This window comes from Flavobacterium panacagri (assembly GCF_030378165.1).
GTDB classification, from domain to species: Bacteria; Bacteroidota; Bacteroidia; order Flavobacteriales; family Flavobacteriaceae; genus Flavobacterium; species Flavobacterium panacagri.
Genome location: NZ_CP119766.1, coordinates 5,804,854 through 5,819,263, shown reverse-complemented (window position 1 = coordinate 5,819,263; position 14,410 = coordinate 5,804,854). Strand labels below are relative to the sequence as shown.

The following is a 14,410-nucleotide window of genomic DNA, read 5'->3' as shown; positions in this document are numbered from 1 at the left end:
ATACTATAAATCTCTATTTTTTAATAGTTTGTAAGAAAAATAAACAAATAAGAAAGTCCATGCTAAAACGATTAAAATACCAAAATAACTTACACTGTAATCAATGTCTGTTTCGATTCCAATTTGAGTACCAATATTTTTAACTACAGACAATCTAGGAGCTGGATTGACAATTAAATTGGACATGGATTCTAAAGGAAAAAACTGTGTGATTTTTTCATCAGTATTACTTTCAGGAAATACTTTAAAAGCTAGAAATCCTCTTAATATGCTTTCAATAATACTCCACACTAAAAGAAAACCTAAAGCAAATGCTGATCTTTTTACAAAAATTCCTAAAAATAAACAGAAAGAAAAGAAACCTGTCAGTTTGACAAAAAAGGCTAAAAGATAATCTAAATCAGTAAAAATAATATCAATTTCAGTATAAGAAGAAAAAACTAATCCTAAAATTAAACTCATTACAAAAACAAAAACAGTTGAGATAAATGCAAACAAAACAACCGTTAAAAATTTAGACAGAATGAATTCTTTTTTACTTAAACCATCTATTAAATTTTGTTTTAAAGTTCCATAACTGTATTCATTTGCCATCATTGAAACAATTACAATAGCAAGGAAAAGCTTAAGAATAGCAGCCACATAAGTATTGAAGTGCCAGATAAAAGGAAAGTTGAAAATTCCCATTTCAGCCAAATGAAATTTGAACGGGCCAATATCAAATTTTATGGCAGCAATTAAAGCTATAAAAGAAAGTAATATGAAATAAGTTAAAGTCAATATTTTACTGGCTTTGTTCATCCAGATTTTTTGTAATTCTATAGAGAGAAGTCTTTTCATAACTTGGTTAGTTTTTTGGATTGGTGTTTTTTGTTAATTCTAAAAATTGAGCTTCAAGACTGTTTTTTCGTTTTACCAAATGATTTAAAACAACATTTTTAGAAAACAGAAATTGGTTTAACTCAGAAGCTGACAAGTCTGATTTTAGATAGACCAAAACTTTTCCATCTTCTTCTTTGATTTGTCCAACAGCATCATGATTGCTTAAAACCGATTTTAAAACTTCGTTGTCATTTGAAGAAACTTCGAAGAAACCTTCATTTGCAGCCATTCCGTCTACAGACCCAGAATACAAAACTTCTCCTTTTCTTAAAACAATTACTTCAGAACACACTTTTTCAACTTCATCCAATAAATGTGAAGCCAATAAAATAGTAGTTCCCTGCGAGGCAATTTTTTTGATAATATCTCGAATTTGATGAATTCCCTGTGGATCTAATCCGTTAGTTGGTTCATCTAAAATCAGAATTTCAGGATCATTTAAAAGTGCCGATGCAATTGCCAGACGTTGTTTCATTCCCAGAGAAAAGGTACTGAACTTGCTGTCTTTTCGTTCACTCAAACCAACCAATTCCAATTTTTCATTGACTTTGGCGTAATTGATATTTTTGATTTTGCAAACCAGTTTTAGGTTTTGCTCGGCAGTCATATAAGGATAGAAATTGGGTCTTTCTATAATGGCACCAACTTTTTTCAAAGCTTCATGGGTTTCTACATTGCCGTCAAACCAGCGATAATTGCCAGAAGATTTATTGACAACATTTAAAACAATTCCTAATGTAGTCGATTTTCCGCTGCCGTTTGGGCCAAGAATGCCATAAACACGACCTTTTTGTATTGTAAAAGATACATTTTTTAAAGCCTGAATTCGGCCGTATCTTTTATTTAGATTCTCAATGGTTAATATGGTTTCCAAATTTTTCTGGTTTTAGTTTTTAGTATGACGAGCCAAGTTGATTTTTGTTACTTTAATTTCTAACATTCAATCGTATTGATGTAAATTTGTAATAAAGATATTCAAAATGAGCGAGCCTTTAATGGTTTTAAAAAAACCTTCTTATCCTTTAACACAACCACTTTTAAGTTATTTGGAGCGATACGAACGTATTTCTAAAGTTTCTGTGTTTTATGATGACTTGCTTCGTTTTTCGGGATCGATAAATGTTTATGACAAACATGACAATGACACACTTTGGATTCGCGTTTATTACAGTGAATTTGAACGCAATGAAATTGACTTAAACCTTAAACGAATTTATTCACTTTTGCATTCTGATGGTAACAGCGAGATTATTCAATTTCTAAATATTGATGCAATTGATTACTGTACTTTTGGGAATTCCAAACCTTTCAGAATTAAAGTTCGAAACATTCTCAATGATAACTACGTTCATTTTTATATCAAAAAAGCCGATGCTTCCCGAATTTATGGTTTGGAATTGGAAGATATTTTATCACCGGATAAAATCAACTTTCTAGTTTATAATGATACTTTAATCGAAGAGCATATTATTGGAATTCCAGGAGACGTTTTTATGGACACTTTGCTGGATGGCTGTTCAGAAATGGAAAAAGCACAGATTGCAAAAGAGTTTGTAAAGTTTAATGAGCGCTGTATGATTCGTCTTTTGGGAGATATGAGGGCATATAATTATGTCATTGTTCCAATTCACGATTTTGATCAGGTGGTGTATAAAATCCGCCCGATCGATTTTGACCAGCAATGTTACGAAGGAAATTTTAAAGTATATCGTCCGCAATTTTTCAAGGAAAATTTCCCAATGATTCAGCTGATTAAAGAAAAACTAGAAGAACGTTCTATTATTCAATATAAAGACGAAGAAAGAGCGATCTTGGCAAAACGTATTCATTCAGCGGAAAACAGAATTAAAAAACTTCTGAATATCATGTGTCACGATACCATTTCAACCGAAGAGCATCTCAACCAGCTCAAAATGGAATTATATAGATATACCAACGATATGAAATTTAAAAATGCCAAATCAATGGGACATGTCATGCATGCAGCATTCGAATTTATTACACGTAATTTTAAAAATACTAACTTAGTTTAAAAGGGTTGAACCATATAAATCATATAAGTTCATGAAGTCTGCTTCTTAAATTTACTTATATGACTTATATGGTTTACAAAATTATAATCTTATGAAAAAATCTTTTTTAATAGCCGTTTCAATAGTTTTATTGGCTTGCAAACAGCAGTCCGGGAATGATTTAAAAGTGCTTTATTCGCTTCCAAAGAAATTAAAAGAAGTTTCAGGAATAACGTATTTTCCTGAGAACAATCTGCTTTATACCTTAGAAGACAGCGGTAATAAAAATGCTATCTATGCTTTAAATTCTAAAGGTAAAATAGAAAAAACGATTACGATTTCAAATGCCAAAAATGTAGATTGGGAAGACATTACAAAAGATAAAGCTGGAAATATTTACATTGGCGATTTCGGAAATAACGATAACGAACGTAGAGATCTGTGCATTTATAAAGTAGCAAAAAGTCAATTAAATAAAGATTTGGCTTCCGCCGAATATAAAATTTCATTTTCGTATCCGGAACAAAAAGAATTTCCGCCAAAGAAAAAAGAACTATTTTACGATGTAGAAAGTTTCTTTGAACACAACGGTTATTTCTACCTTTTTACAAAAAACAGAAGCAAAGGTTTTGATGGAACTGCTTTTATCTACAAAATAAAAAATGCTTCTGGAACTCAGAAAGCAATGAAAATAGGAGAGTTTAAAACCTGTAACAATTATAATCATTGTGTGTTAACGAGTGCGACAATAAGTCCTGACGGAAAAAAAGTAGCTTTGTTAAGTCACGACAAAGTTCTTTTGTTTAAAGGATTCAAAGGAGATTTATTTCATAAAGGAACTCAAACCCAAATAGAACTAAATCATTTTTCTCAAAAAGAAGCCATCGTTTTCAAAGACAACAACACCCTGTTAATCGCCGATGAAAAAGCCGATAAAATAGGAGGGAATGTGTATGAGTTTAGACTTTAAGGTTCTGAGATGCTAAGTTTCTAAGAAAAAAGTTAGCCACGAATTCACGAATTATTTGTAATTAAAATCCGTGAATTCGTGGCTTTTTTATCGCTATCTAAGAAAACCTTAGAACCTTAGTATCTTAGCACCTTTTTTAAAAGCTATATGCCGCTCCAAAAATAACCCTTCCAATTTCGTCAGGAGATTTAAAATATGATATTCTGGCAGTTAAAACATTAATTGCATTTAACCAAAGTCCTCCACCGTAATCGTGATGCCATTTTTTAGAATTTTCGCCATCAAGCCAAACCCGTCCGTAGTCAAAACCACCTAGAATTCCGTAAGTAAAAGGAGCAATAGTTTTTCGGATTCGGCCGATGCTTAAACGTAAATCGGAACTTTGAGAGAAATACGAACTTCCTAAAAAGCGTTCATTTCTAAATCCGCGTAAATCGGTATCGCCTCCTAGAGCCGCTCCTTGATAGAATTCATAATTATTATTGAAAATGGCTTTTCCTTTCAAATAACTTGCTAAAACAAGTTTACCAGTTTTGTCAATTTTATGTGTAAATCCTAAAGCACTTTCTAGAGTTGGAAAGTTTTTATTGGTTTCATCCAGATTAGTTGTCCAGGTTCCGGCAATCATAAAATACATTCCTAAAGTTGGTTTCGCAGCAAAATCAGAATTTTTGAAAAGATATTTCACTTTCAAACTTCCATAATTCTGAGTGTTAAAAACATCTGGATTTACAATATTTGGAAGATTAATAAAACGATTCTCAGTCTCTTCAACCGTCATTCTCTGGAATATAGGCTGAACGCTGAATTCACTTCCATATCTTCCAACATGTCTGATGGCTCCCGAAGCATTAAATTTTCTAATACGGACGCGATTGTAATCCAAACTTAAATCATCATCATATTTAGACTCATTTCCGTAGCCAAAATAATTCATGGCAAAATTTGGAGTCGTATAAAGTGATTCCACATCAATAACCCATTTTCCAAGTAATCCAGGGAAATGCGCCGCATAGTTAAACTCTAAACCGCCTGTTGCGAAATAATAAAAAGCATTTAAAACATGTCTTTGCGTGTACGGATTCTGTTTAAAATTATTAACCGTGTAATTTAAATTGATGCCCACTTTTACACCATCATCAGGGTTAAAACCAATATTTGGAAGACCAGAAACTACATTGTATTTCGGTTTTTCATAGTTGTATAAGTTAACATCGTAATCGTCTGTTAACTGTGTTTGGGTTTTAGAATCTAAATTATAGGTGTTTTCTTTTGATTTAAAATCGTAAACAATAACCTTTCTTCCATTTTCAATATTGTAAGTATCGTTGTTCTGACCGCCAATTAAACGAATTTTAATATTCGATTTATAATTTCCTTTCACTTCAAAAGTATCATTATCATCTAAACCGTAAATCCATAAATTTTTAGTTTTGGCATCGGTAACGGTTTTAGTGTATTGTAATTCGTCGCCTTCTTTTTTCGATCTGAAAACTTGAATTTCAATGCTTTTCTTTGCATTATGATTCAAAACAAATTTGTCTTTTTTATCTGTTCCGGCAATCATAACAGTTCTGCTTAAAACATCAGCATAAATGGCAGCATATTTCTGAAGCTCTCTTTTTCTGTTTTTTAGTTTTCGGATAATTTCGTCAACCGTTTCATCCTGAACTTCTTTAGGCATATTTTTAAAAGACTTTTCAATATCAGCATCCGATAAATTGTCCTGAATATATTTTGCCTGCTCAATCCAGTCTTTTTGGTCAGCCGTTTTTAAGAAAGCCAAATCCTGAGGATAAGGTTCTCTGCTCAGCCATTTAACGTTGCCAATTTTATCCTTAAAAGTTCTCATGTGTCGCAATGCCGGGATATTCATTAAAATAGAAAGCAAAGCACCATCATATTTTACAAAAGCCTGATCGCGATCTCGCGGAATTGGTTTATAAATTACTTTTCCGTCCTTTTTAAATTCGGCCCAACGCCATTGATCACTATGTCTGTCCCAGTCGCCAATTAAAATATCAAACAAACGGGCTTTTATGTATTCTTTTTCGTCAACCGAATATTTTTCATCTTTATGAAGATTCAGCATGACATCATCAGTTCCAATAATATTACTTGGATTTCCGAAGTTTTTTCCATCTAAATGATTATCAGCTGGTCTTTCTTCAATCATATACAACTGATCTCCAAAACCTGCATTAAATTCGCCCAGACCATTTTGTCTCGGAATATAATATAAAATCGGATTGGTGTGCAGTAATCCAATTTTGTTGGACATACCGTCAATTGCATAAGGAGCGTATGGATGAGAAGTGGTGTAAAAATCAAATAAAAAACTTTCGGCATACGTATCTTCAAAATCATTTACTACATATTGATCTTTAAAAGCAACAGATTGTAAAAATACTGTCGCACTTTTTTTCATGCCTCGCATGACAAATTCACGACCTTTTGGATCTGACATTCTCAAAGAGACAGACTGATGTCCTCCACCTTCGCGAATAGGCTTCAAACCTCCTTTTAAAGTATCAACAGTTGCTACAGTGGCCTCAATTGGCATACTGTAATATTTTCTGTAATGTTTTCCGAATAAAAAACTATGAAACCAGCTTTTATCCGTCATTTTTGGCGAATAGATAGAAGTGGTAATTTTGGATGGAAATTTATTCGAAAGATCCGAAGCCCAGTTAATTTCTTTGGCTTTTATAATTTCGCGTTCAAAAAGCAGTTTTTCTTTATTATTTTCATTTCCATAGAAAGAAACTTTAGCATCGCCACTTTTAAAAAGAGTTAAAGTAGCGTAACCATTTCCTCCGTACGAAAAATCATTTTCGTTTATAGCTCTCGCCGCTTCAGATTTAGATCCCGCACCACTAATAATTTGCTGAATATTTTCATTGCTGATATATTGCAGATTATGATCGTGACCCGAAACTACAATTACATTTTTTTGCTTTTGCAAAAGCGTTTTAATTCGCTTGGCATAAATTGTATATTGTTTATTTTGAATATCCTGCGGACTAACACCGGAAGTTTTTCTCAATAAATTAATAAAAGATCCAATGACAGGTAGCGGAATTTTTTTCTCTAATGGAAATAATTGTTTTTCCAGTGAAAATTGTCCACCGTGAGTTCCGTTGCTCAACAAAGGATGATGAATTGCCAAAACAACCGTTTTTTCCTGATTTTTGTTTAAAAGGCCTTCTAGTTCTTCAAAAAAAGCTTCTCTTGTTTTAATTTCGCAATTATCGTTAATTGTTGGATGATCGTCCCAATCTTCTAGAAACCATTCGCTATCAATAGTTATTAACGTTGTAATACTATCAATTTTGACATCTTCTATTGGACATGATTTTCTTGGAAGAAATGCTTTCTTGTCGTTTAAACGTTTGGTCACAAAATCAGCTTGTAATTCTAGGCCTTTAATACCGCTGTACCAATCGTGATTGCCGGGAATAAAAATAGTTTTTCCTCTGTAACCATCTGCCAGCTTTAATTGATTTTTCAGTTTGGTTTCGGCTAAAGCCTTATCTCCAGACTTTTTATCACTTGGAAAACCTTTCGGATAGATATTGTCTCCTAAGAAAAGCAAAGTAGATTTTTTACTCGCTTTTTTCAGTCTTTGATGTAAAAGTTCGAGTGTTTGCTGTGCCTGTTCTTCGTCAGCATTTCCAGCATCTCCTACAAGAAAAAACGTATGGTCAATTTTTATGGTATCGGTTGCGTTTTCATTCTCGATAGAACTTACATTTTTTCCGTATTGGGGCTTGTGAGTTGCACAAGAATAAACGAGGGAAAGCAGCAATAAAGTAACCGTTCCAGTTTTAATTTTGGCAATAAAATGATTATCCAAAAACAATTTCATAATTTAGTGGTATAAAAATATTCTTTATGAATCTAATAGAACAATCCGAGGATTTCGTCAGTAATTTACTCAAAGATAAACTTTCTAATTTATATTCTTATCATAATTTTAACCATACTTTCACTGTAGTTACTGCGGTAAAAGAACTCTGTAAAAAAGAGGATGTTAAAGATGATGATAAGGAAGCGCTTTTGGTTGCTGCTTGGTTTCATGATGCAGGATATGTAGAAGGTTATGAAAATCATGAAAAAGCGAGTGTTAAAATAGCTGCTGATTTTTTACGCGAAAAAGGTAAATCGGAAGAGTTTATTGCATTGGTTTCAAGTTTGATTCTAGCAACAGTTAAAGAATATGAACCTAAAACGCATTTAGAAAAGATAATCAGAGATGCCGATTATGCTCATTTAATGGGAGAAGAATACACTACAACCTGCGAATTATTGCGTTTGGAATTAAAAAACACAGGAATTGTAAGTTTCTCCAATTCGGAATGGACAAGAGAAAACTTAAACTTTTTACTAAACAAACATCGCTTTTACACCGATTATGCTCTTAGAAAATGGCAGCCATTAAAAGAAAAAAATCTGCTTTTGATTCAGAAGAAAATCAATAAACAAGAGTTAAAAGCGGCCGCAGCAATTGAAGAAGAAAATAAAAAGAAAGAAAAAGTAGAAAAACCAGATCGCGGCATCGATACTCTGTTTCGTGTTACGCTTGGAAATCATACTCGCTTAAGTGGCATTGCCGACAGCAAAGCCAATATTTTATTATCAGTAAATGCTATTATTATTTCAATAGCTTTATCTTCTATTATTCCAAAGTTAGATAGTCCTAAAAATGCACATTTGGTTGTCCCAACTTTCATCATGCTGATGTCAAGTGTAATTACAATTATTTTTGCGATTCTTTCTACAAGACCCAAAGTGACATCTGGATTTTTTACACGAGAAGATGTTGAAGCCAAAAAAGTAAATTTAATGTTCTTTGGAAATTTTTATAAAATGCCTTTGGAAGATTATGACTGGGCCATGAATGAAATGATGAAAGACCGAGATTATCTGTATTCAACCATGATAAAAGATTTGTATTATCTGGGATTGGTTTTACAACGAAAGTACAATTTACTGCGTATTGCTTACAACTTCTTTATGTTCGGGTTGATTATTACGGTTATCTCGTTCGTAATTGCTTTTAAATCGATTTAAAATTTGGACACAGATTTTACTGATTCGCTATCGCGAAGACGCGGATAAAAACGGATTTTTAATTATCAATTCATCAAAATAAAATCTGCGTTCATCCGCGTCTTCGCGATAGCGAATCAGTTTCATCCGCGTTCCATAAAAAAAAGCCCAACTTTTAGTTGAGCTCATCTAATAAATCTTGATAAGTTATCTTTTTTACTGCAGAGTTTGAAGTGTTATTAATCACTTTTACACGAATGGCTCTTAAACCAGAAACTCCCTGAAGATCTTCAACTTCAAATTGTTCTATTGCCGGTTCTAGAATTTTTTTATGCTGTAAATATTTGATGTATTTTAAATATTCTGCTTCTTCGCTGTTTTGAGAATATACAATCGTGATTTTCTCTTTTTCAGTAATTCTTTCACTTGTTCCTTTAATATGCGATTTATCGATTCGTTTTTTAACGACTTCATATCTCGCATTATAAGTTCCATCAACATCAAAACGTTTTTCATCCATTCTAAAACGGATAGAAAGCGGCGAACTGAAAACCAAAATCAAAGAAGTTACATCCAATTCGTATGGAAGCGATTCTTTCAATTGATGATGTTCTAATTCCATTTCACACAAAGTCTGCAATTGCCATAAACGAAGATTATGCAGATACATAATGTCAAATGGTTTTGTAGGCGAAATTGAAGCTCCGATATATAAATTGTGTTCTACACCATCTGTTTTAAAACGCTCATAATAATGCGGATAAATCTGCTGTGCTTCCACTTGTTTTTTATCTAAAACCGTTGCCAGTCTTTTATTAATGATTGACATAGCATTGTCAAATTTCTTTCTTTCCTGATAAAACATTCCTGTTTTTTCGTCCAGAGTTTCAAAGTAGAGTTTTTCTAATTTTTCGCTTTTAGGGTTACTTTTTGTGTTTTTAAGTATCGGATGAATTTCTTCTTCTATATATCGCTGAATATGCTGTTCTGTATCCGCTTTTAAAGGAAAATCCAATTCGCTTCGCAATGATTCCAGTTCAAATTTTCTTTGCTCCAGAAGAACCAGATTTGAGTTTGCTTCTTGATTATCGAAAATTTCCAAAAGTGCAGAAAGCTGACTTTTTAAATCAATTTTTACAGTTTCATTTCTGTGTTCAGAAGAACCTTTTATATCAATCTGACCATAAAGTGGGAATACATTCTTAAATACAATTTCTTTAAAAATATAATCTTTTGTATGGTTTATATTTTGGAAATAGTTTTGAGATTCTTTCCTGAACTTCCAATATACGCTAGGATGAATCGTAGTATATTCTCGCTGAATAATCGCTTCAATCTGATGCTGCATATCGGTATTGTAACGATCAATGGTATCCGTTAAATACGGAAGAACCAATTCTAGTTTTGTAGCATTTACACTGTTTAAATCTCTAGCATTTTCAGAAACCAATTCAATTACGCCTAATAAATGACCATCTTTTGTAACTGGAGCAAAAACACAGCTCTGAATTCCTTGTGTTAATAAATGTTCGCCTAAATGTTTGTTTGTTGATTCTTCGATAAACTTTTTGACATTTGAAATTACAAAAGGCTCATTTTTATCGAGAAGGTTTTCAAATGAACAACCAAAAAAAGCATTCTTACAATCTACTTCCTGATCCGTGTGAAGTAAAAAACTTGTGATTTGTTTGTCGAATTTAATAGGTCTAATGAACTTTTCTTCTTCAGGATTATAAATAATAAAACCAACTTTTAGACTCGGAATTTTAAAAATAGATCTAAAAATGTTTTCCAGAATATTATCAGAGTCTAGGCTTTTTGTATTTGGTTTTAAAAGATTACTCTTTAATGTAGAAATTGCACTTTCGGTGGTAGCATCAAAAAGAGAGACAATTCCAAAACCTTTTAAAATCCAGCTTCCCGGAGGAAATTTCGATTTCCACAACTCAATATCGTTGTAGTTATCAATCAATTGATCGATATCTTGTTGTGTTAATTCTACAGAGCTGTCAGTTGGAGTAATTTCCATGAAATCTGCATTGTACAAAATACGATAGTGTTTTTCGACACCTTCCTCATCTGGAATATCGTAGAAAAAAGGTTTATTAAAATCAATATTATAATTATAATAGTACGCTAATATCAAACAGCAGTTATTTACATAAAATTGATGATCATCAAAATCACGAATTTCCATATAAAATTCATCTCCAGCGTTTTTTAGAATTTTTTTAAAACGCTCTGTATAATTAAAGGAGATATTTTGAAAGGGAATGGTAACAGCTTTTATTTCGTTCTGGGTTAAAGCAGTAGGAAATAAATCGGCTAAGATATTTTTGATTAAACCTTCATTCTCCTTAATAATCGAATAATCTTGAATTCCAGTTCGAAGCTCTGGAATCAATTCAATTTGTTTGAGAATAGCTTTAGCGTAGTTGGATCTATAATCGACGTCAGACAAGGCAATTTCTTCAAATGATTCAATTAGCTTATGAAATGATATTATCGTAGTGAAAGGACTTTCTTTGAAAAATTGAATATCCATCTTGTTTATTTTTTAATGCAAAATTAAGGATAAATTAAGAATCAACGACATTTTACGATTTCTTTCCTTTATTATTCCATAGATAAATTCCTTATTTGACGGGCATTTCTAAAATCAGTTATTTGTTTTAACAAAATATTAACTTAGTAAATAACGGAACGATCGTTCCGTTATAATATCTTTGTGCCATAATAATTGAATAATCAATAACTTAAATAACAAATAAAATGAAAAATTTAGAAAACAAAGTTGCAATCGTAACAGGTGGAAACAGCGGAATTGGATATGCAGCTGCAGCAGAATTAGCATCAAAAGGTGCAAAAGTAATTGTAACAGGAAGAAACAAAGAAGCTTTGGCAAAAGCCGAGACAGAATTAAATGTTACTGGAATTGTAGCAGATCAATCAGATCTAAAATCGATTGATAATTTGGTTGAGGAAGTAAAAGGAAAATTCGGAAAAGTTGATATTTTATTTTTGAATGCAGGAATTGCAGCTTTTGCTCCAGTAGATGCAGCCTCAGAAGAACATTATGACAGTATAATGAATGTGAACGTTAAAGGAGTTTATTTTACTGTTCAAAAAGTGTTGCCAATTTTAAATGATGGAGGTTCTATTATTTTTAATACTTCTGTAAATGCTCAATTGGGAATGCCGGGTTCAAGTGTTTATGGAGCAAGTAAAGCAGCAGTTTTATCCTTAAACAGAATCTTTGCCGCTGAATTAGCAGGAAGAAAAATCAGAGTTAATGCCGTTTCTCCTGGCCCAATTGAAACACCTCTGTATGCAAAAGTAGGTTTAGAAAAAGAAGAAGTAGAAGGTTTAGGAGCTGCTTTAGGGCAAAAGATTTTATTAAAACGTTTTGGACAAGCTGCTGAAGTAGCAAAAACTATTGCTTTCCTTGCTTCAGATGATGCATCATTTATTACAGGAACAGAGATTGTTGTTGACGGTGGACTTACTGTAAACACTGTATTGTAATTTTTTTGACTAATTCAGGAACGATTGTTCCGTTTAATGATTACCTTTGTAACGAAAATTAATTTGGATATCATGGCTAGAACGAAAGAATTTAATGAGGAAAAGGCTTTAGATAAAGCAATCGAAATTTTTTGGCATAAAGGATATAACGGAACATCTGCCCAAGATTTGGTAACATATTTAGGTTTAAGCCGTTCGAGTTTGTATGATACTTTTGGAGATAAACAAAAGTTGTTTTCCAAATCTTTACAGCGTTATCAACTACAGGCTCAGAATACTGTAAAAGAACTTTTAGAAAAGTCTGAAAATGTCAAAGAAACATTGCGGGATATTTTTAAACAAGCCGTAATCGAAAGTTTAGAAGACCGAATTACAAAGGGTTGTTTCATGGTTAACTCTTCTGTTGAGTTGGCTATGCATGATGAAGAGATTGCAAAGATTGTCAAAGATAATAGTCAGACCATGGAATTAGTTTTTACAAATGCCGTTAAAAAAGGGCAGGAGTCAGGACATATTTCCAAACAGCTTGACGCGAAAGTTTTAGCTCGATTTATCTTCAATAATTATTCGGGTATTCGTGTTTTGGCAAGAACGGGAGAAAGAGATAAACAAGTTTATGATGATATTGTAAAAGCAGTATTTTCTGTATTCTAAAGTAAAAAGCTATATTCTAAAAAAGGCAGTCAAATTTTTGACTGCCTTTTTTGGGTTAAGATTTTAAGCAATTGCATTTATAATTTTACAGAGCTTAGGGTTATAAAATTTGAAGCTCCGCGTCCGCGAAGAAGATAGGTGTATTCTATGTTGTTAGAATCAATAATTTTTAATTCAGTACTATAATCTTGATTGCCATAGAAGCTAAATTTGTCATTTTCTGTATTTTCTAAAATAAAAAAAGTAGGATTAGAACTTGTCCCAGCACTTACTTCAATTGGCAATTTATTACTCCATGGTATTGAGTTTGTGATATTTTTGAATGATACAATTTTAAAAGCACCACTATTGTTCTGCAATTGAATTTTTATTGTTTTATAATCTATAGAAGTGTCTGCAATAGATATTTTTGGATCAAATTTCTTTTCTATTTCCGTCAACGCGTATGAAATATTTGAGTTCAGTAATTTTTGTCCTTTATAGGCATAGGTTTTAGAAAGTTCGTAATCATCATTAACCGCTTTTTTTAATTCTGTTTTTGAGATAGCAATAATATCTAAATTTGCTTTGTGATCATTGTAGCATTCTTCTATTCCTGTATTGGTTGAGTTGAGAAAAAAGCCTGGGATTAAGGTAAAAACAATTTTTTCAGGATATACTTTTTCTACTTTTAGATACATTTTAGATTCTGAATCATCCTTTTCTACATTATTCAATGTATAAATTTCATTGCTTTTTGCATTATCAATTTTATAATACATGCCTTGAACGGTTTCAGTAAAATATATTTTGCTTCGTTTTTCATGATCATGCTCTTTTAGGGCTTCTCCTCCAAAATAAATTATAGAAGCAAAAAGTAATAATATGGGTAAAGTATAAGTATACCAAGGACTGCGAACTTTTATTTCTCTCCTTTTTATTTCGTGAATGAATGGCATAGGAAGTTCATACAATTCTCCATGTTTTCTGATTCCCCAAATTTTTCCTATTCCAAAAAATGGAATAAAGTAAATATGAACATATTTTTGACGAATTTCGATCATGTAGTCTGTATCGTCTATTAATCCTAATTCGTTAGGATGAATTTCTTTAATCTTAAAATTTCGATGACCGAAAACTATCATATAAAAATGGTTTAGTTATGCAAAGAGTTGGGGTAGTTTAATTTGATGAAAATTAAAATATTGGCGAATGTATTAAAAAATGTTAAAATATTAAGTAAAATTTAGTAAGGATTTAGTACTTAAAATTAGCGCTAGAACTTCTAAAGAAATTATCAAAAAAAAACGGCAGTTACATTTGTAACTGCCGTTTT

The 14,410-nt window shown here is 32.1% G+C and carries 10 protein-coding genes; 5 read left to right on the top strand and 5 right to left on the bottom strand.

The annotated features are described in order from the left end of the window. Window positions 1-3: 3 nt before the first annotated feature. Together P2W65_RS24690 and P2W65_RS24685 are read right to left on the bottom strand one after the other, a co-directional pair. Window positions 4-840, bottom strand: a complete 837-nt coding sequence (locus P2W65_RS24690) for an ABC transporter permease (RefSeq protein ID WP_289662355.1) — start codon at window positions 838-840, stop codon at window positions 4-6. A gap of 7 nt (window positions 841-847) precedes the next feature. Beyond that, on the bottom strand, window positions 848-1,756 hold the full coding sequence (locus P2W65_RS24685; protein WP_289662354.1) for an ABC transporter ATP-binding protein: 909 nt from the start codon (window positions 1,754-1,756) through the stop codon (window positions 848-850). 106 nt (window positions 1,757-1,862) lie between these two features. On the opposite strand from P2W65_RS24685, the gene P2W65_RS24680 reads away from it, so the two are divergent. Next, window positions 1,863-2,915, top strand: a complete 1,053-nt coding sequence (locus P2W65_RS24680; RefSeq protein WP_179002292.1) for a hypothetical protein — start codon at window positions 1,863-1,865, stop codon at window positions 2,913-2,915. Between the two features lie 91 nt (window positions 2,916-3,006). Further along, the gene (locus P2W65_RS24675; RefSeq protein ID WP_289662353.1) at window positions 3,007-3,864 is read left to right on the top strand and encodes an SdiA-regulated/phytase-like domain-containing protein; all 858 of its coding nucleotides are present in this window, start codon (window positions 3,007-3,009) and stop codon (window positions 3,862-3,864) included. A gap of 136 nt (window positions 3,865-4,000) precedes the next feature. Here P2W65_RS24675 and P2W65_RS24670 read toward each other — a convergent pair whose 3' ends face one another. Continuing rightward, the gene (locus P2W65_RS24670; RefSeq protein WP_289662352.1) at window positions 4,001-7,732 is read right to left on the bottom strand and encodes a metallophosphoesterase; all 3,732 of its coding nucleotides are present in this window, start codon (window positions 7,730-7,732) and stop codon (window positions 4,001-4,003) included. A gap of 26 nt (window positions 7,733-7,758) precedes the next feature. Here P2W65_RS24670 and P2W65_RS24665 point away from each other — a divergent pair, with 26 nt between their 5' ends. Continuing rightward, on the top strand, window positions 7,759-8,937 hold the full coding sequence (locus tag P2W65_RS24665; protein ID WP_289662351.1) for a Pycsar system effector family protein: 1,179 nt from the start codon (window positions 7,759-7,761) through the stop codon (window positions 8,935-8,937). Between the two features lie 154 nt (window positions 8,938-9,091). Here P2W65_RS24665 and P2W65_RS24660 read toward each other — a convergent pair whose 3' ends face one another. After that, a complete protein-coding gene (locus P2W65_RS24660; RefSeq protein ID WP_289662349.1) occupies window positions 9,092-11,461 on the bottom strand; it encodes a GAF domain-containing protein in 2,370 nt (789 codons plus the stop codon). Window positions 11,462-11,688: 227 nt separating this feature from the next. Between P2W65_RS24660 and P2W65_RS24655 the strand changes: the two genes are divergently transcribed. Both P2W65_RS24655 and P2W65_RS24650 read left to right on the top strand, forming a co-directional pair. After that, window positions 11,689-12,441, top strand: a complete 753-nt coding sequence (locus P2W65_RS24655) for an SDR family oxidoreductase (protein WP_289662348.1) — start codon at window positions 11,689-11,691, stop codon at window positions 12,439-12,441. 72 nt (window positions 12,442-12,513) lie between these two features. Further along, entirely contained in the window at window positions 12,514-13,095 is a 582-nt protein-coding gene (locus P2W65_RS24650; RefSeq protein WP_289662347.1) for a TetR/AcrR family transcriptional regulator, read from the top strand. A gap of 77 nt (window positions 13,096-13,172) precedes the next feature. Here the strand turns inward: P2W65_RS24650 and P2W65_RS24645 are convergent, their stop codons facing one another. Then, entirely contained in the window at window positions 13,173-14,219 is a 1,047-nt protein-coding gene (locus P2W65_RS24645) for a hypothetical protein (protein WP_289662345.1), read from the bottom strand. Between the last annotated feature and the right edge of the window lie 191 nt (window positions 14,220-14,410).

Excerpts from the sequence above, each read along its gene's own strand:
- P2W65_RS24650 (WP_289662347.1), top strand. The coding sequence starts at position 12,514 with ATGGCTAGAACGAAAGAATTTAATGAGGAAAAGGCTTTAGATAAAGCA.
- P2W65_RS24660 (WP_289662349.1), bottom strand. The coding sequence starts at position 11,461 with ATGGATATTCAATTTTTCAAAGAAAGTCCTTTCACTACGATAATATCA.
- P2W65_RS24680 (WP_179002292.1), top strand. The coding sequence starts at position 1,863 with ATGAGCGAGCCTTTAATGGTTTTAAAAAAACCTTCTTATCCTTTAACA.
- P2W65_RS24665 (WP_289662351.1), top strand. The coding sequence starts at position 7,759 with ATGAATCTAATAGAACAATCCGAGGATTTCGTCAGTAATTTACTCAAA.
- P2W65_RS24655 (WP_289662348.1), top strand. The coding sequence starts at position 11,689 with ATGAAAAATTTAGAAAACAAAGTTGCAATCGTAACAGGTGGAAACAGC.
- P2W65_RS24645 (WP_289662345.1), bottom strand. The coding sequence starts at position 14,219 with ATGATAGTTTTCGGTCATCGAAATTTTAAGATTAAAGAAATTCATCCT.
- P2W65_RS24690 (WP_289662355.1), bottom strand. The coding sequence starts at position 840 with ATGAAAAGACTTCTCTCTATAGAATTACAAAAAATCTGGATGAACAAA.
- P2W65_RS24670 (WP_289662352.1), bottom strand. The coding sequence starts at position 7,732 with ATGAAATTGTTTTTGGATAATCATTTTATTGCCAAAATTAAAACTGGA.
- P2W65_RS24675 (WP_289662353.1), top strand. The coding sequence starts at position 3,007 with ATGAAAAAATCTTTTTTAATAGCCGTTTCAATAGTTTTATTGGCTTGC.